Source organism: Sediminicoccus sp. BL-A-41-H5 (assembly GCF_050632405.1).
Taxonomy (GTDB): domain Bacteria; phylum Pseudomonadota; class Alphaproteobacteria; order Acetobacterales; family Acetobacteraceae; genus Roseococcus.
Genome location: NZ_CP192601.1, coordinates 109,040 through 125,382, shown reverse-complemented (window position 1 = coordinate 125,382; position 16,343 = coordinate 109,040). Strand labels below are relative to the sequence as shown.

Here is a 16,343-nt window from a genome sequence, read left to right as displayed (position 1 = left end):
GCTGCCCATCCAGGCGGCAGGCTGCCCGCGCCTCATGCGGTCAGCCTTCGCACGGTGGCGTCATCCATGCGCGGCACCGGCGTGGCCTCGCTGGCGCACCCCGCCAGCACCAGCATGGCGGCCACGCTGGCGGCGAGCTTGAGCTGATGCGGGTGCACCTTGTCGGGCGTATCGGCCGGCGTCAGGAGGAAGCGCATGTTGGAGAGCGGGCGGTCGAAGCCCGCGCAGAGGCGCAGCGCCGGGATGCCGTGGCGGATGTAGTTGGCGTGGTCGCTATTGCCCATGAAGGGCGCGCTGATGCCGATGGCGAGGCCGGCGGGCGCGAGTGCGGCGTGCAGGAATTCCGCCATGCCGGGCACGCCGCTGGTCAGTGCCGTGATGCCCTCGGCCCCCGCCAGCGAGTCGAGGTTCACGTTGAGCACGCGCTTGCCGCGCTCGGCCGGCGCCATCTGCGCGAGATGCGCGGCGGAGCCCAGCAGCGCCCATTCCTCAATGTTGAAGAGGCCGACCTGCACGCCCCGCCTGAGGCCCGGCACCACGTCCCGGATCGCCTCGGCCACGGTCAGCGCGCAGGCGAGGCCGGTGGCGTTGTCGATCGCGGAGCAGGCCAGGTCATGGCCATCGATATGCGCGGAGAGGACGACCAGCTCGTCGCCCTGGCCCGGCATGGTGGCGAGCAGGTTCTCCGCCACACGGTCCTCGAACGCGCCTTCGACGAACATGCGGATGCTTCGCCCCGACTGGGCCGCCAGCGCCGCGCCCGCCTCGTAGCTCAGCCCCGCGCAAGGGATGTTGCCCGGCGCGCCATTGCCGGCGGAGCCCGTCACCGGCAGCAGGCCGGGCTCATGGCAGGCGATGAGGAAGCCGGCCGCCCCCGCATCCCGCGCGCATTCGTATTTCTTGCGGCGATGCACATGCCCGGTGCCCACCATGAATTCGTGGCGCACGAGGATGATGGCCCCGCGCACCGCCTCACCCGCGGCCAGGATCTGCTCGGGCGTGCCGCGGCCGAGATCGAGCAGCGGGGCCTCCAGCCCCTCGGGCGGCGTGGCGGGAGAGCGGCCCAGCGCCTCGGCCTTGTGGGTCACGCCATGGGCATCGGCGATGCGGGCGCCGATGCGGGTCCAGCCGCGATAGGGGATGGGCTCGCGCGTCACGGGGGCGCCGGTCGCTTCGGCCAGGCGGGGGGCCAGCCATTCCACGGCTGCCTTCTCGCTCGCCGTGCCGGAGAAGCGGCCGCCGGTCGCGCAGATCGCGGCGAAATCGGCGTTGATGCGGGGCGAGGCCCAGATGCGGCCCAGAACCTTTTCCACCACGCCCGGTTGCAGCATCGCCAGCCCTCTTCGTCTCAACCGGGGACAGGGTGACGTGCTGCGCGGCATCGGTCTAGGGTTGACCGGACAAAAAGGAAGGCACCCCATGACCGACATCCATCGCCACGCCGCCGGCATGCAGGCGGCCCTGTCCGAAATCCTCGCCATGGCCGAGCGCTGCGTGAACATCGACAGCGGCAGCTACATGGCGGGCGGGGTGAATGCGGTGATCGACATCTGGGCCGGCATGCTGGGCGGCATGGGCTTCAGCGTGGAGCGGACCCCCCTGCCCGGCTTCGGCGACCAGATGACGGCGCGGCTGCCGCTCGGCGGCAATGGGCCGCGCGTGCTGGTGCTGGGCCATGCCGACACGGTCTGGCCCGCCGGCATCGCCGCCGAATGGCCCTTCACGCGGGAGGGGGACCGGCTCACCGGCCCGGGCGTCGGCGACATGAAGACCAATGTGGTGATGGCGCTGCACGCCATCCGCATGCTGCTGGCCGAGAAGGCCTTGGGCCATCTGGCCTCGATCACCGTCTGCATCGTGCCGGATGAGGAGATCGGCAGCCCCGGCAGCCGCGCCTGGCTGGAGGCGGAATCGCGCCAGGCCGATCTCTGCCTGACGCTGGAGCCCTGCCGGCCCAATGGCGGCATGGTCGTGGGGCGCGGGGCGGTGGGCGCCTTCTATATCAATGCCACGGGCATCACGGCGCATGTCGGCTCGGCGCGGGAGAAGGGCGCCTCGGCCGTGGCCGCGCTGGCCGCGCTGGTCGAGCCGCTGGAGGCGCTGGGCGATCCCGCGAACGGGCTCTGCGCCACGGTCGGCATCCTGCGCGGCGGCGATGCGCGGCAGGTGGTCCCGGGCTCGGCCGAGATGCACCTGGATCTGCGCGCGCCGGATGATGCGGCGGGCGAGAAGCTGCTGGCGGAGGTGCGTGCCATTGCCGCCCGCCCCCCGCGCGATCCGCGCGTGACCATCACCTCGCGCGGCGGCTTCACCCGGCCCGCCTTCCCGACGCATGAAGGCACCCGCGTGCTCTACGCCAAGGCCGAGGAATTCTGCCGCGCGCTGGAGATTCCGGTGCACCAGGTGGTCTCGCGCGGCGGTTCGGATGGCAGCTTCGCGGCAAGGCTCGGCGTGCCGACGCTGGATGGCCTGGGCCCCATCACGCATGAGACCTGCAGCCGGCGCGAATGGGTGGAGGTGCCCTCCATCGTCACGCGCGGCGCGGTGCTGGCGGGGCTGATGGCCTCGGCGGGCCGCTGAACCACAGGGGGCGGATGATTCACCGTCTCGGCGATAACGCCTCGCCGGATCATGCGCCGGCGCTGGAACAACTCGTCGCGGAGATCGGGGCCTGCCGGGCCTGCGCGGCGCATCTCCCGGCCGGCTGCCGGCCGGTGGTGCGGCTGGGTGCCAACGCGCCCATCCTGGTGATCGGCCAGGCGCCGGGCACGCGCGTGCATGCGACGGGCACGCCCTGGAACGATGCGAGCGGCATCCGCCTGCGCGACTGGATGGGGCTGCCGCCCGAGCTCTTCTACGACACGGCGCGCATCGCCATCATGCCCATGGGCTTCTGCTATCCCGGCACGGGGGCGAGCGGGGATCTGCCGCCGCGCCCGGAATGCGCGCCGCTCTGGCATGAGCGCGTGCTGGCTCTGCTGCGCGCGCGCCGGCTCACGCTGCTGGTCGGCAGCTACGCGCAGAAGCGCTATCTGCCCGGGGCGAAGCGGCTGAGCGTCACCGAGATCGTGCGGAACCACGCCGAATACGGGCCGGGCTTCTTCCCCCTGCCCCACCCCTCCTGGCGCAGCACCGGCTGGATGCGGCGCAACCCCTGGTTCACGGCCGAGGTGCTGCCCCGGCTCAAGGCGCGGGTGGCGGAGGCGCTTCGGACGGCTTGAGGAGGATGAGCTCCGGCGGCTGCACCTCCTCCGGGAAGGGCGCACCGAGCCGGGCGGAGAGGCCGCGCGCCGCGGCGGCGAGCCGCGCGGCCAGCGCCGGCAGGTCGGTGCGGGAGACACGGACGATGGGGCCGCTGACGCTGAGCGCACCGCGCAGCACGCCGGGCGGGCCCCAGATGGCGGTGGCGAAGGAGGCGGTCTGCGGGTTCTGCAGCCCGGCGGAGAAGAAGACCGACTGCCGCCGCCGCGCCGTCTCGGCCGCCGCGTCGCTGCGCAGCAGCGCCTGGCTGATCGAGGTGCCGTCCAGCGGCTTCATGTTCGGCAACACCTGGGCGGCGCGCACCACCTGCGGGCTCTCGACGCGAAACAGGGTGAGGCGATGCTCCTGCTCGCGCACCTGGAAGGTCGCGGTCTCGCCGGTGGCGGCGGAAAGCTCCCGCAGGACGGGCATCACATGGTCTTCCAGCCGGAACTGGGCGCGATAGGCCTCGCCCAGCTGCAGCAGCCGGGCGCCGAGCTGATAGCGGCCATCGGCGAGCCGCACGATGTAGCCGCCGCGCTCGAGCGAGACGAGGTTGCGCAGGACGGTGGGCTTGGCGAGGCGCGTGGCGCGCGCGAGCTCCGACAGGCCCCGGGTGCTGGTGGCGCCCAGGAAGGCGTCGAGGATGGAAAGGCTGCGCTCCACGGCGACGATGCCGCTCTGTCGGCGCTTGGGCGGGCTGGGCGGTGCGCTGGTCGGGTCCATTACCTCGCATTGCATGGTTTTTTTCGCCGGAGGTCAATCGAGGCCACCATGTCATCCGCACCAGTTTCCATGGCGAGTGATGCCCTTGGCGTACGAATTGACAGGCGCATGGCAACATTCCACCATGCGGACCACTGTTTCGTTTTTTGACGAGAATTGTGCCGAATGCCTCGCCATTTGCGACCACGCCCCGCCAGACCCGGCCTTGCGCGGGCGATTGCCGCGGCCCGGCCGCCCTGGCGGGGCGACCGTGATCTCCTGCTGACACATACGGACAAATTTGCAAGGATGAACCCGGCCCGGGGCGCCGGCGAAGAACCTCCTCGCTGAACATGCCCTGGCCGAAACAACTGCGCGGCCATACGCTCCCCTCGCCTGGAACGGTGGTCCGCCCTGAAGAACGGCCCTACCCTCCCTTCTCCGAGCCTGACGGAACCCGCCCCACGTGACTGCCCCCGCCCCCGGCATTTCCCCCCCTGGCATTTCCCTCGGCATTGATATCGGTGGCACCTTCACCGACCTGGTCCTCCATGACCCCGCGCTGCGCCGCTCGGGCAGCCTCAAGATCCTCACCACCCATGCCGATCCGGTGCAGGGCATCCTGGAGGGAACGCGCCGCCTGCTGGGCGAGGCGAGCGTGGAGCCCGGCGAGATCACCCGCGTCGTGCATGCGACGACGCTCTTCACCAATGCGCTGATCGAGCGGAAGGGCGCGCTGACCGCGCTGATCACCACGGAGGGCTTCCGCGACATCCTGAAGATCGGCCGTGAGCGCCGCTATGAGCTGTTCGACCTGATGCTGCGCCCGCCCGCGCCGCTCATGCCCGACGAACTCCGCCTGGAGGTGCCAGAGCGCGTGAAGGCGGATGGCACGGTGGTCACGCCGCTCGACCTCGCGGCGCTGGATGCGGCGGCGGACCGCGCGGTGGCGGCGGGTGCGGAGGCGATCGCCATCCTCTTCCTGCACAGCGACCTGCACCCGGCCCATGAGCAGGCGGCGGCGGCGCGGATCGCGGCGCGGCATCCGGGCCTCGCCGTCACCGCGTCGCATGCCATCGTGCGCGAGGTGCGCGAGTATGAGCGCGGCTGCACCGCCAGCGCCAATGCCTATGTGGCGCCCATGGCTCAACGCTACCTCGCGCGGCTGGGCGTGGAGCTGGGCGCCCTCGGCATCGCCGCCCCCCTGCTGCTGACCCTCTCCAATGGCGGCATGACGCATGTGGAGGAGGCGGTGCGCGCGCCCGTGCAGCTGCTGGAATCCGGCCCCGCCGCCGGCGCGCTCGCCGCCGCCTATCTGGCGGGCGGGCAGGAGCCGCGCATCCTCGCCTTCGACATGGGCGGCACCACCGCCAAGCTCAGCGTCGTCGAGCATGGCGAGCCGGAGGTGGTCTTCGGCTTCGAGGCGGCGCGCCAGGCGCGCTTCATCGAGGGCAGCGGCCTGCCCATCCGCATCTCGACCGTGGACCTGATGGAGATCGGCGCGGGCGGCGGCAGCATCGCCCGGCGCGATGCGATCGGCCTGCTGAAGGTGGGCCCCGACAGCGCGGGCTCCGAGCCCGGGCCCGCCTGCTATGGGCGCGGCGGCACCGAGGTCACGGTCACGGACGCGAACCTGCTGCTGGGCTATCTCGACCCCTCGCGCTTCGCGGGCGGGCGGCTGCCGCTCGATCGCCGCGCGGCGCAGGCGGCCATGGCGCGGCTTGCCGGCGCGCTCGGCATCACGCCCGAGGCGGCGGCCTGGGGCATCCATGACGTGGTGACGGAGGCGATGGCGAGTGCCGCGCGCACCCACATGGCCGAGCGCGGGCGCGATGCCTCGGGCTTCACGCTGGTCTGCACCGGCGGCGGCGGGCCCGTGCATGGCTACCACCTGGCGCGCAAGCTCGGCATCCGGCGCGTCATCGTGCCGCCGGAGGCGGGCGTGGCCTCGGCGCTCGGGCTGCTCACCGCGCCGCCGCGGGTGGACCGTGTCGCGACACTCGGCCGCCGCCTGCTCGCCTGGAAGGCGGCCGAGCTGGAGAGCGCCTTCGCGAGCCTGGAGGCCGAGGCGCGCGCCGTGCTGGCGCGCGGCGGCTGGGCCGAGGCGGCGCCGCCGGCCGAGCGCGTGGTGGATGCGCGCTGCGTGGGCCAGGGCGCGCACATGCCCGTGACCCTGCCGCCCGCCCCCTGGCCGCGGGAGGACGCGGCGCTGCATGCCATGATCACGGAGGCCTTCACCGCCGCCTATCAGGAGCGCTTCCGCCGCCCGCCGCCCGCCGTGCCGATCGACCTCGTGCATGCGCGCATCGTGCTGCGCGGCGCCGCGCATCCGCTCGCCCTGCCGCCCGCCCGGCGCGGCTGGGAGGGGCCGGCCCAGGCGCATCAGCGCCTGATCCTCTCGGGCGGGGCCAGCGCCATGGCCGACATCTATTCGCGGCCCGGGCTGATGCCCGGCTTCTCGGCGCGCGGGCCCGCCCTGGTGGAGGAGAGCGGCTCCACCCTCGTCGTCGGCGAGAAGGGGCGCTTCAGCGTGCTGGAGAACGGCAATATCCTGGTGGAGCTGGACGCATGAGCAAGCTCGATCCGGTCAAGCTGGAACTGGTCTGGACGCGGCTGATCTCGGCGGTGGACGAGGCGGCCAAGGCCATCGTCCGCACCTCCTTCTCCACGCTGTCCAACGAGGCGAATGACTTCGCCTGCGTGCTGACGGACAGCGAGGCGCGCTCGCTCGCGCAGAACACGGGCTCGATCCCGAGCTTCATCGGCACGCTGCCCAATACGGTGCGCGCGATCCGCGAGGCCATCCCCGAGAGCGAGATGCGGCCGGGGGACATCTACGTCACCAACAATCCCTGGATCGGCACGGGGCATCTGAACGACGTGTGCCTGGTGCGGCCGATCTTCCATGGCGGGCGCATCGTGGCCTATGGCGCGACGACGAGCCATGTGCCGGACATCGGCGGGCGGCTGCGCAGCACCGAGGCGCGGGAGCTCTTCGAGGAGGGCTTCCACATCCCGCCCATGCGGCTGCTGCGCGACGGCGTGCCGGATGCGACGCTGATCAAGCTGCTGCGCACCAATATCCGCACGCCCGACCAGACCGAGGGCGACATCTGGGCCCAGGCCTCGGCCGTGACCCTGATCGGTGACCGGGTGGTGCAGGCGCTGGAGGATCACGGCCTGCCCGATCTGACGGCGGTGGCGACCGAGATCTTCGACCGCTCGGAAGCCGCGATGACCGAGCGGCTGCGCGCCCTGCCGGAGGGCAGCTGGAGCGCGGGTTTCGAGACGGACGGCATGGACCAGCCCTTCCACCTGCAGGTCCGGGTGACGCTGAAGGATGGCGCGCTGCTGGCCGACTACGCCGGCAGCAGCCCGCAGCAGCCGCGCTCGGTGAACTGCCCCTTCACCTATACGCGCGCCATGACCTGGTTCGTGCTGAAGGCGATGCTGCTGCCCGAGCTGCCGAGCAATGAGGGCATCTTCCGCCCGATCCGCATCTCCGTGCCCGAGGGCTGCATCCTGAACCCGCGCGAGCCCGCGCCGGTGGGCGGGCGCGCGGCGACCGGGCATTACGTGCCGGTGCTGATGTTCCAGGCCCTGGCCGAGGCGATCCCGGACAAGGTGCGCGCGGCCCCGGGCAGCCCGCTCTGGATGATGAGCCTCGCGGGGCGCGACCAGGCGGGGCAGCCCTATGCGGGCACGCTCTTCTTCAATGGCGGCACGGGTGCGGGGGCGGCGCAGGATGGCTGCGATTCCATCTCCTGGCCGTCCAACATCTCGGCCACACCCGTCGAGGTCGCGGAACGCACGGCGCCCGTGATGATCCACCGCAAGGTGCAGCGCGCCGGCTCGGGCGGCGCTGGCCGCCACGCGGGCGGGATGGGGCATGAGACCGAGATCGAGTGCGAGACGGATGGCATGGCGGCGGTCTTCGTCACCGAGCGCATCAAGTATCCGGCGCCCGGCCTGTTCGGCGGCGCGCCCGGCGCGCGGGGCGAGGTGCTGATCGATGGCAAGCCGGTGAACACGCGCACGCAGCAGGTGCTGAACCGGGGCACGCGCGTCATCGTCCGCACGCCGGGCGGCGGGGGCTACGGGGAAGCCTGAGCCGCGCGCGCGGCCGCCGCGCGGAGTTCGGCCTGCACGGCCTCGACGGCGGCCGTCAGCGGCTGCGAGGCGAGGCGGATCATGGCCGGGCTCGTCGTCAGCCAGGGGGCGCGGAGCGGCAGGGCCACCACCTCGCCGCGCGCCAGTTCCTCGGCGATGGCGGGCAGCGGCGCCAGCGCCACGGCATCGCTGCCACGCACGGCGCGCAGCCAGCCCGGAAGGGATTCGATCAGCAGCGCGGGGAAGGCCACGTCCGAACGGCGCGCGGAGCCGCGCGCATCGGCCAGCGCCGTGTGCAGCATGGTCGAGAGATGCGCGGTGGTGACGAGCGGATGGGCGAGGGCCGCCGCGAGCGTCACGCGCCTGGACGCCAGCAGCGGGTGGCCGGCGCGGACGATCAGATGCAGCGGCCAGGCGGGCAGCGGCTCCACCACGAATTCGGCGAGGTCGGGCGCCTCGTTCGCGGTGATGACGGCGATCTCGGCATGCCGCTGGCGGAGCTGCGCCAGCGCCGAGGGCCAGGGCTGGACTTCCAGGCGCAGCCGGATGCGCGGCTGGGAGCGCGCCAGCGCCAGGGCGGCGGGCAGGCAGACCATGTCGAAGGGGAATGGGCCGGAGACGATGGAGACCTCCTCGCCCGAGCCGCCGCGCATCTGGCCGAGCCGGTCATTCAGCGCCTGCATGCGTGAGAGGATCTCGGGCGCCGCCGCCAGGATGGTGCGGCAGAGCGGCGTGGGCTCGGCGCCGCGCCGCCCGCGGCGGAAGAGCGGGCCGCGCAGCCGCGCCTCGATGGCGGCGATGCTGCGGGTGAGCGCCGGCTGCGTCATGCCCAGCGCGCGCGCGGCGCGGGTGAAGCCGCCCGCCGCGACGATGGCCTCGATGCGCTGCAGATCGCGGAATTCGAGCATCGGCTCCCCCTCTGATCCATGCCGGATCTGCATGATCCACCGCCGGGCGGGGCATTGGCCAGGGGGGTGTTCCAGGCGGCAGGATGCGCGGGATCAACCCCTCCGGAGGCCGCATGACCACCCGCCGCCATCTTCTCGCCGCCGGCGCGGCCCTCGCCGCGACGCCCGCGCTCGCGCAGCGCTGGCCGAGCCAGCCCATCCGCCTGCTCGTCCCCTACCCGGCCGGCGGCGGCAGCGACATCGTGGCGCGCATCCTGGCCGAGCCGCTGCGCGAGGAGCTGGGCCAGCCCGTGCTGGTGGACAACCGCGTGGGCGCGGGCGGGCTGATCGGCTCGGAGGCCGTGGCGCGCGCCACGCCGGATGGGCACACGCTGCTGCTGACGGCGGGCGCGCTGGCCATCGCGCCCTCGGTGATCCGCAACCTCAGCTTCTCGCCGCAGCGGGATTTGACCGGCGTGGCGCTGCTCGCCGTCGTGCCGCTGCTCATCGTGGTGCGGCCGGAGAGCCCGCTGCGCAGCGTGGCCGACCTGCTCGCGCTGATCCGCGCGCGGGGCAGCGATGTCAGCTATGCGAGCTTCGGCATCGCGACCCCGCCGCATCTGGTGGGCGAGCGCATCGGGCAGGAGGCGGGGCGCGCCATGACGCATGTGCCCTATCGCGGCGGCGCGCAGGCCATGCCGGATATCCTCTCGGGCGCGATCGACGTGGCGTTGCTGGACGCCGTCTCGATGACGCCGCATGTCACCTCCGGGCGGCTGCGGGCGCTCGCCATCACCGGCACGCGGCGCTCCAGCGCCCTGCCCGGCCTGCCGACGCTGGCGGAAGCGGGCGTGCCCTTCGAGGCGGTGGGCTGGCATGGCGCCTTCGCGCCCGCGCGCACGCCGCCCGACATCCTCACGCGGCTGAACGCGGCCTTCGTCAAGGCGCTCGCCCTGCCGCGCGTGCGGGATGCGATCATCGCCGGTGGTTCCATCCCCATCGAGCCGCCGCTCGACCTCGCCGCCTGGAATGCCCGTTTCAATGCCGATGTGGAGGCCTGGGGGCGCGTCGCGCGCTCGGCCCGCATCGAGGTGGAGTGAGCCATGAAGATCATCCGCGACATTCCCTATGCCACGGCGCGCATCGGCCATCGCGGCGGCGGCACCGGCGAGGTGACGCTGGCCTATGACGCCTATCTGCCGGAGGCGCAGCCCATCGGCGCCGTGGTGCTGGCCTTCGGCGGCGCCTTCCATCGCGGAGCCAAGGAGGATGACGCCTTCCCCGGCGCGGGCGACACCGGCACCAATACCGCCATGGCCGAGTATTGCCGCCACTTCGCGCTGCAAGGCTTCGCCGCCTATTCGGTGCAGTATCGCCTGGCGCCGCAGGACCCGGTGCCGCCGGAAGACCGCGTGCTGGGCCGGCCGGAGGAGGTGCCGCTCGGCCGCATCGCGCAGGTGCGGGAGATCATGGGCCTGCCGCCCATGGCGGCGCGCGACATGGCGGACACGATGGAGGCCGCCATCGCCGACATGACCGCCGCCGTCCTGCATATCCGCGGACGCGCGGCGGAGGATGGCTTCGACCCGGCGCGGATGGTGATCGGCGGCTGGTCGGCCGGGGCGCGCTGCGCGCTCTATGCCGCCTATGCGCGGCGCGTGCCCTGCGCGGGAGTGCTGGCGCTCTCGGGCGCCATGCCGGTCTGGGATGTGGCGGCGCATGTGGCGCCCGGCGCGCCGCCGCTCATGATGATCAGCGCGGAGCGGGACATCGGCTATATCCGGGACGGCGTGGAACCCACGCTCGCCGCCTTCGCGGCGCGCGGCGTGGACGTGGCGCATGTCACGGTGCCGGGCTGGGACCATTGGTATCCGGGCGATGCGCCGGCCAGGCCCGGCGGTACGGTGGCGCGCGCCATGCTGGGCTTCGTGCAGCGCTGCGCCTCCGCCGCCGACCTCGCGCTGCTGGAGCGCTTCGCGGACGCCTATAACCGGCACGACCTGGACGCGCTGCTCGGCCTGATGACGGAGGATGGCGTCTTCGAGACGGCGAGCGGGCCGGAGGCCTGCGGCACGCGCCATGCGGGCCGCGCGGCGCTGGCCGAGAGCCTCGGCTGGGCCTGGAGCCATTGGCCGGATGCGCGTTGGGAGGAGGCGCGGCACGCCGTCTCGGGCGAGCGCGGGTTCAGCGAATGGACCTTCCGGGGGACCGATGCCTCGGGGAAGAGGACCGAGGTGCGCGGCGTGGACCTGTTCGAGCTGCGCGACGGGCGGATCGCGCGGAAGGACAGCTACCGCAAGCAGCGGGGATAGGCGCTACCCCTCCGTGCGGATCAGCCGCACGCGCCGCCCGGCGACACCCAGGGCCAGCTGGCCCGTCTTCAAGGCCAGCGCATCCTCGCCGAACACCTCGCGCCGCCAGCCTTGCAGCGCGCGGATGTCGGGCTCCGATTCGCTGGCCAGCCGCTCCAGATCCTCGCTGTCGGCCAGCAGCTTGGGGGCCACGTGATGCGCCTCGGCACTCGCCGCCAGCAACACTTTCAGCAGCGCCACCAGCGCGGGCGAGGCCCCGGCCCCACGCCGCGCCTCCAGCGGCTGCGGCAAATCCTCCTCCGGCAGGGCCTTGGCCTCGGCGATGGCGGCGAGCAACGAGGCGCCGGATTTGCCACGGGCGAAGCCCTCGGAAATGCCGCGCGCGCGGGCCAGCTGGTCGGCCGTGGTGGGTGCGGTCGCCGCCACTTCCAGCAGCGTCTCGTCCTTCACCAGGCGCCCGCGCGGGATGTTGATGCGCTGCGCCTCCGTCTCGCGCCAGGCGGCGGCGGCGCGCAGCACGCCGAGGAAGCGGCGGTTGTTCGTCTTGGGCTTCAGCCGCTCCCACGCCTCGCTGGGTTCGGTGATGTAGGTGGAGGGCTGGAGCAGCGCGTCCATCTCCTGCGCCACCCAGTCGAGCCGGCCTTCGGCCAGCAGCTTCTCACGCAGGCGGAGATAGACCTGGCGCAGATGCGTCACATCGCCCGCCGCATATTCGATCTGCGCCTTGGAAAGCGGGCGGGCCGACCAGTCGGAGAAGCGGTGCGCCTTGTCGATCGAGGCGCCGGCGAGTGCCCGGACCAGGCTGTCATAGCTCGCCTGGTCGCCGAATCCGGCCACCATGGCGGCGATCTGCGTGTCGAACATGGGCGCGGGCACGGCGCCGAACTTGAGGAGGAAAATCTCCACATCCTGGCGGGCGGCGTGGAAGACCTTCACCACGGCCGGGTCGGCCAGGAGGTCGCCCAGCGGGGCCAGGTCCATGCCCGGCGCCTCGGCATCCACCACGGCCACCTCATCGGCGCCGGCCAGCTGCACCACGCAGAGCTCGGGCCAATAGGTGCGCTCGCGCATAAACTCGGTGTCCACCGTCACGAAGGGCTCCTGGCGGAGTCGTTCGCAGAGCTCGGCCAGTTCGGCGGCTTGGGTGATCAGGCGGGGCGAGGTTTCCGGCATGGACCCGGTTTGCAGCCGGAAGGGCCGCCATGCAAGGGCATGGCTTGACAGGGAGGCCACGCGAAGGCCCTTACCGGCGCTGGAAATTGCTCATTGCAGGATCACATGCACGCCTATCGCACCCATACCTGCGGCGCGCTTCGCGCCGAACACGCCGGGCAGACGGCCCGCCTCTCGGGCTGGGTGCACCGCAAGCGCGACCATGGCGGGCTGCTCTTCATCGATCTGCGCGACCATTATGGCCTCACGCAATGCGTGATCCCGAGCGGCTCGGCGGTGTTTGCCGCGGCCGAGGGGCTGCGCGCGGAGAGCGTCATCACCGTCACCGGCGATGTGGTGGCGCGCGAGGCGGGCACGGTGAATGACAAGCTGCCCACGGGTGCCATCGAGCTGCGCGTGCGCGAGCTGACCGTCCAGTCCACCGCCGATGTGCTGCCCTTCCAGGTGGCCGATGACAGCCCGGCGCCGGAGGAGCAGCGCCTGCGCTACCGCTTCCTGGATTTGCGGCGCGAGCGGCTGCAGAAGAACATGATCCTGCGCGCTGAGATCATCCAGGACATCCGCGAGCGGATGATCGCCGTGGGGTTCAACGAATTCCAGACGCCGATCCTGACCGTGAGCAGCCCCGAGGGCGCGCGCGACTTCCTGGTGCCGGCCCGCCTGCATCCCGGCAAGTTCTACGCGCTGCCGCAGGCGCCGCAGCAATACAAGCAGCTGACGATGGTGGCGGGCTTCGACCGCTACTTCCAGATCGCCCCCTGCTTCCGCGACGAGGCGGGCCGCGCCGACCGCACGCTGATGTTCTACCAGCTCGACGTCGAGATGAGCTTCGTCACGCAGGAGGACGTGTTCACGACGATGGAGCCCGTCATCCGCGGCACCTTCGAGCGCTTCGCAGACGGCCGTCATGTGGATGCCGGCCCCTGGATCCGCATCCCCTACGCGAAGGCGATGCTGGACTATGGCTCGGACAAGCCGGACCTGCGCAACCCGCTCGTGATCCGCGACGTGACCGAGCAGTTCAAGGGTTCGGGCTTCGGGCTCTTCGCCAAGATCGCGGCGGGCGGCGGCGTGGTGCGTGCGATCCCGGCCCCGGGTGCCGGCGGCAATCCGCGCAGCTTCTTCGACAAGCTGAACGAATGGGCGCGGGCCGAGGGCGCGGGCGGCCTCGGCTACATCACCTTCGACGCGGAAGGCCCCAAGGGCCCGATCGCCAAGAACCTGGAAGCCGAGCGCGCCGAGGCGATCCGCGTCGCCTGCGGGCTGAACCCCGGCGACGCCGTCTTCTTCGCGGCCGGCAAGGAGGCCGATGCCGCGAAATTCGCCGGCCAGACGCGCCTGCGCCTCGGCAACGAACTGGGGATCACGGAGAAGACCGGCTTCCGCTTCTGCTGGATCACCGACTTCCCCTTCTATGAGCTGAACGAAGAAACCAACCAGGTGGATTTCAGCCACAACCCCTTCTCGATGCCGCAGGGCGAGATGCAGGCGCTGGAAACCCAGGACCCGCTCACCATCCCGGCCTATCAGTATGACGTGGTCTGCAACGGCTATGAGATGGCCTCGGGTGCCATCCGCAACCACAAGGCGGAGATCATGGTGAAGGCCTTCGGCATCGCGGGCTATCCGCCCGAGGCCGTGGAAGAGCGCTTCGGCGGCATGCTGAACGCCTTCCGCTACGGCGCGCCGCCGCACGGCGGCATGGCGGCGGGCATCGACCGCATCGTCATGCTGCTGGCCGAGGAGCCGAACCTGCGCGAGGTGAACCTCTTCCCGATGAACCAGCAGGGCGAGGAGCTGATGATGGGCTCGCCCTCCACGGTGGAAGAGGCGCGGCTGAAGGAGCTGCACATCCGGGTGCAGATGCCGCAGCCTAAGAAGCCGGGCTGAACACCCGGCTCACGGGCCGGATCACGAAACGCACGAGCGGGATGAGCAGCGCGCCGATGAGCGTGCCGATGAGGCCCGCGAGCGCGGCATGGGCCAGCCATCGCGCGCCGGGCCAGGGTGGTGCGGCATTGGCCAGCGCGTCCAGCGCATGGGGCAGCGCGGTGAGGCCGAAGCCCTCCATCCCGTGCAGCAGGATGCCGCCGCCGACCCAGAGCATGGCCGCCATCCCCACCGCGGCCAGCGCCGCGAGGAAGGGCGGCATGCCGCGGACCAGGGCGCAGCCGATCTGCCGCCGCAGCCAGCCGGGGCGCGTGGCGAGGCGCAGCCCCAGGTCATCCGCCTTCACGATGAGCGCGACGGCGCCATAGACCAGCGCCGTGATCCCGGTGCCGACCACAGCGAGGATCAGCGCCTGCGACCAGAACCCCGCCTCCGGGATGGTGGCGAGCGCGATGGCCATGATCTCGGCGGAGAGGATGAAGTCGGTGCGGATGGCGCCCTGGACCTTGGCGTCCTCCAGCGCCTTCGGGTCGCCTGTCGCGCCGGTCTCGGGCGGCGGCGCGTGGCCGGCCAGCTTCTCGAACAGCTTCTCCGCGCCCTCGTAGCAGAGGAAGGCGCCACCCAGCATGAGCAGCGGCGTGATGGCCCAGGGCGCCAGCAGGCTGAGGGCCAGGGCCGCGGGCAACAGGATGAGCAGCTTGTTGCGCAGCGAACCGGACGCGATGCGGCGGATGATGGGGATTTCGCGCTCGGCGGCGAAGCCCGTGACATAGCGGGGGGTGACGGCCGCGTCGTCGATCACGACGCCGGCCGCCTTCACGCCGGCGCGCCCCGCCTGCCCCGCGACATCATCGAGTGTCGCCGCGGCCACCTTGGCGATGGCGGCGACGTCGTCCAGCAAGGCGATCAGTCCCGTGGCCATGGGGGCGCAACGCGCGGCCCGGGACTTGGCTGCCGTGCTGGGGGCCCGGGGGACCAGTCCCCCGGCGGGTCCAGGGCGGAGCCCTGGGTCTCAGGCCGCTTCCCGCGCCCCGTACCCTGCCGGGTGCGCCGCGTGCCAGTTCCAGGCCGTCCGCACGATCTCGTCCAGCGAGGCGTGCTTTGGCTGCCAGCCCGTCTCGGCGCGGATGAGCGCGGAGGAGGCGACGAGCGCCGGCGGGTCGCCCGCGCGGCGCGGGCCGTTCTCATGGGGCACCTTGCGGCCGGAGACGCGCTCGACGGCGGCCATCACCTCGCGCACGGAATGCCCCGCGCCATTGCCGAGGTTGTAGCGCACCGAGCCCTGGTCGAGCCGCGGCAGGACCGCGATATGCGCGGCGGCGAGGTCCATGACATGGACATAGTCGCGCACCGCCGTGCCGTCCGGCGTGTCGTAATCCGTGCCGAAGACATGCAGCGGCGGCAGGCGACCGAGGGTGGCGAGGATGGCGCGCGGGATGAGGTGCGTCTCGGGCTCATGATCCTCGCCCGCGCGGCCCAGCGGGTCGGCCCCCGCCGCGTTGAAGTAGCGCAGCGAGGCGGAGCGCAGGCCATGCGCGCTCTCGGCCCAGGCCAGCGCCTGCTCCATCATCAGCTTGGAGAGGCCGTAGGGGTTCACGGGGCTCGTCTCGGCCTCCTCCGTGATGGGCACGGATTTCGGCACGCCGAAGACGGCGGCGGTGGAGGAGAGGACGTATTTCAGGCAGCCGCCCTTCACCGCGGCCTCGGCGAGGTTCACGCTGTTGGCCAGGTTCTCGCGGCAATAGCGCAGCGGCTGCTGCATGCTCTCGCCCACCAGCGAGAGGGCGGCGAGGTGAAAGACGGCGTCGAACTTCCAGGCGGCGAAGATGTCGTCCAGCCGGCGGCGTTCGGAGAGGTTGGCCTGGATGAAGGTGGCGCCCGGCGGGACGGCGTTGCGATGGCCGGTGGAGAGGTCATCCACCACCACCACCTCATGCCCGGCATCGAGCAGGGTGAGGACGAGGTGGCTGCCGACATAGCCGGCGCCGCCGGAGACGAGATAGCGTGCCATGGGTGTTCCGATCTG

13 protein-coding genes are annotated in these 16,343 nt (G+C 72.1%); 7 read left to right on the top strand and 6 right to left on the bottom strand.

Annotation, left to right across the window (positions count from 1 at the left end):
• Positions 1–32 precede the first annotated feature (32 nt).
• The gene (locus ACQ860_RS00610) at positions 33–1,331 is read right to left on the bottom strand and encodes a M28 family peptidase (RefSeq protein ID WP_431301468.1); all 1,299 of its coding nucleotides are present in this window, start codon (positions 1,329–1,331) and stop codon (positions 33–35) included.
• A gap of 88 nt (positions 1,332–1,419) precedes the next feature.
• On the opposite strand from ACQ860_RS00610, the gene ACQ860_RS00605 reads away from it, so the two are divergent.
• Both ACQ860_RS00605 and ACQ860_RS00600 read left to right on the top strand, forming a co-directional pair.
• A complete protein-coding gene (locus ACQ860_RS00605) occupies positions 1,420–2,580 on the top strand; it encodes a M20/M25/M40 family metallo-hydrolase (RefSeq protein WP_431301467.1) in 1,161 nt (386 codons plus the stop codon).
• Positions 2,581–2,594: 14 nt separating this feature from the next.
• Positions 2,595–3,221: a uracil-DNA glycosylase family protein gene (locus ACQ860_RS00600; RefSeq protein WP_431301466.1), complete on the top strand. Its 627-nt coding sequence runs from the start codon at positions 2,595–2,597 to the stop codon at positions 3,219–3,221.
• Here the strand turns inward: ACQ860_RS00600 and ACQ860_RS00595 are convergent.
• Positions 3,184–3,966 carry an IclR family transcriptional regulator gene (locus ACQ860_RS00595; RefSeq protein WP_431301465.1) on the bottom strand — a complete coding sequence of 261 codons (783 nt, stop codon included), beginning with the start codon at positions 3,964–3,966 and terminating at the stop codon, positions 3,184–3,186. The genes ACQ860_RS00600 and ACQ860_RS00595 overlap by 38 nt on opposite strands.
• Positions 3,967–4,411: 445 nt before the next feature.
• Between ACQ860_RS00595 and ACQ860_RS00590 the strand changes: the two genes are divergently transcribed.
• Together ACQ860_RS00590 and ACQ860_RS00585 are read left to right on the top strand one after the other, a co-directional pair.
• Complete coding sequence (locus ACQ860_RS00590; RefSeq protein ID WP_431301464.1) at positions 4,412–6,517, top strand: hydantoinase/oxoprolinase family protein; 2,106 nt, start codon at positions 4,412–4,414, stop codon at positions 6,515–6,517.
• Positions 6,514–8,055 (top strand): hydantoinase B/oxoprolinase family protein, encoded by a 1,542-nt coding sequence (locus ACQ860_RS00585; protein WP_431301463.1) that lies wholly within the window; start codon positions 6,514–6,516, stop codon positions 8,053–8,055. The genes ACQ860_RS00590 and ACQ860_RS00585 overlap by 4 nt, the downstream gene beginning before the upstream one ends.
• On the opposite strand, the gene ACQ860_RS00580 is transcribed toward ACQ860_RS00585, so the two are convergent.
• Positions 8,040–8,963 carry a LysR family transcriptional regulator gene (locus ACQ860_RS00580; RefSeq protein ID WP_431301462.1) on the bottom strand — a complete coding sequence of 308 codons (924 nt, stop codon included), beginning with the start codon at positions 8,961–8,963 and terminating at the stop codon, positions 8,040–8,042. The two genes, ACQ860_RS00585 and ACQ860_RS00580, sit on opposite strands and share 16 nt — an antisense overlap.
• 113 nt (positions 8,964–9,076) lie before the next feature.
• On the opposite strand from ACQ860_RS00580, the gene ACQ860_RS00575 reads away from it, so the two are divergent.
• Positions 9,077–10,042, top strand: a complete 966-nt coding sequence (locus ACQ860_RS00575) for a tripartite tricarboxylate transporter substrate binding protein (RefSeq protein WP_431301461.1) — start codon at positions 9,077–9,079, stop codon at positions 10,040–10,042.
• Positions 10,043–10,045: 3 nt separating this feature from the next.
• Entirely contained in the window at positions 10,046–11,254 is a 1,209-nt protein-coding gene (locus ACQ860_RS00570) for a nuclear transport factor 2 family protein (protein WP_431301460.1), read from the top strand.
• Between the two features lie 3 nt (positions 11,255–11,257).
• Here the strand turns inward: ACQ860_RS00570 and rnd are convergent, their stop codons facing one another.
• Entirely contained in the window at positions 11,258–12,427 is a 1,170-nt protein-coding gene (gene rnd / locus ACQ860_RS00565) for a ribonuclease D (RefSeq protein ID WP_431301459.1), read from the bottom strand.
• A 105-nt stretch (positions 12,428–12,532) separates the two neighbouring features.
• Between rnd and aspS the strand changes: the two genes are divergently transcribed.
• On the top strand, positions 12,533–14,317 hold the full coding sequence (aspS, locus tag ACQ860_RS00560; RefSeq protein WP_431301458.1) for an aspartate--tRNA ligase: 1,785 nt from the start codon (positions 12,533–12,535) through the stop codon (positions 14,315–14,317).
• Here aspS and ACQ860_RS00555 read toward each other — a convergent pair.
• The gene (locus ACQ860_RS00555) at positions 14,301–15,239 is read right to left on the bottom strand and encodes a DUF808 domain-containing protein (protein ID WP_431301457.1); all 939 of its coding nucleotides are present in this window, start codon (positions 15,237–15,239) and stop codon (positions 14,301–14,303) included. The two genes, aspS and ACQ860_RS00555, sit on opposite strands and share 17 nt — an antisense overlap.
• 90 nt (positions 15,240–15,329) lie before the next feature.
• On the bottom strand, positions 15,330–16,328 hold the full coding sequence (galE, locus tag ACQ860_RS00550) for a UDP-glucose 4-epimerase GalE (RefSeq protein WP_431301456.1): 999 nt from the start codon (positions 16,326–16,328) through the stop codon (positions 15,330–15,332).
• Positions 16,329–16,343: the final 15 nt, after the last annotated feature.

Bases quoted from the DNA above. Each gene is read 5' to 3' on its own strand.
- ACQ860_RS00585 (WP_431301463.1), top strand. From the start codon at position 6,514: ATGAGCAAGCTCGATCCGGTCAAGCTGGAACTGGTCTGGACGCGGCTG.
- ACQ860_RS00580 (WP_431301462.1), bottom strand. From the start codon at position 8,963: ATGCTCGAATTCCGCGATCTGCAGCGCATCGAGGCCATCGTCGCGGCG.
- ACQ860_RS00575 (WP_431301461.1), top strand. From the start codon at position 9,077: ATGACCACCCGCCGCCATCTTCTCGCCGCCGGCGCGGCCCTCGCCGCG.
- ACQ860_RS00605 (WP_431301467.1), top strand. From the start codon at position 1,420: ATGACCGACATCCATCGCCACGCCGCCGGCATGCAGGCGGCCCTGTCC.
- ACQ860_RS00570 (WP_431301460.1), top strand. From the start codon at position 10,046: ATGAAGATCATCCGCGACATTCCCTATGCCACGGCGCGCATCGGCCAT.
- rnd (WP_431301459.1), bottom strand. From the start codon at position 12,427: ATGCCGGAAACCTCGCCCCGCCTGATCACCCAAGCCGCCGAACTGGCC.
- ACQ860_RS00600 (WP_431301466.1), top strand. From the start codon at position 2,595: ATGATTCACCGTCTCGGCGATAACGCCTCGCCGGATCATGCGCCGGCG.
- ACQ860_RS00610 (WP_431301468.1), bottom strand. From the start codon at position 1,331: ATGCTGCAACCGGGCGTGGTGGAAAAGGTTCTGGGCCGCATCTGGGCC.
- ACQ860_RS00555 (WP_431301457.1), bottom strand. From the start codon at position 15,239: ATGGCCACGGGACTGATCGCCTTGCTGGACGACGTCGCCGCCATCGCC.
- galE (WP_431301456.1), bottom strand. From the start codon at position 16,328: ATGGCACGCTATCTCGTCTCCGGCGGCGCCGGCTATGTCGGCAGCCAC.
- aspS (WP_431301458.1), top strand. From the start codon at position 12,533: ATGCACGCCTATCGCACCCATACCTGCGGCGCGCTTCGCGCCGAACAC.
- ACQ860_RS00595 (WP_431301465.1), bottom strand. From the start codon at position 3,966: ATGGACCCGACCAGCGCACCGCCCAGCCCGCCCAAGCGCCGACAGAGC.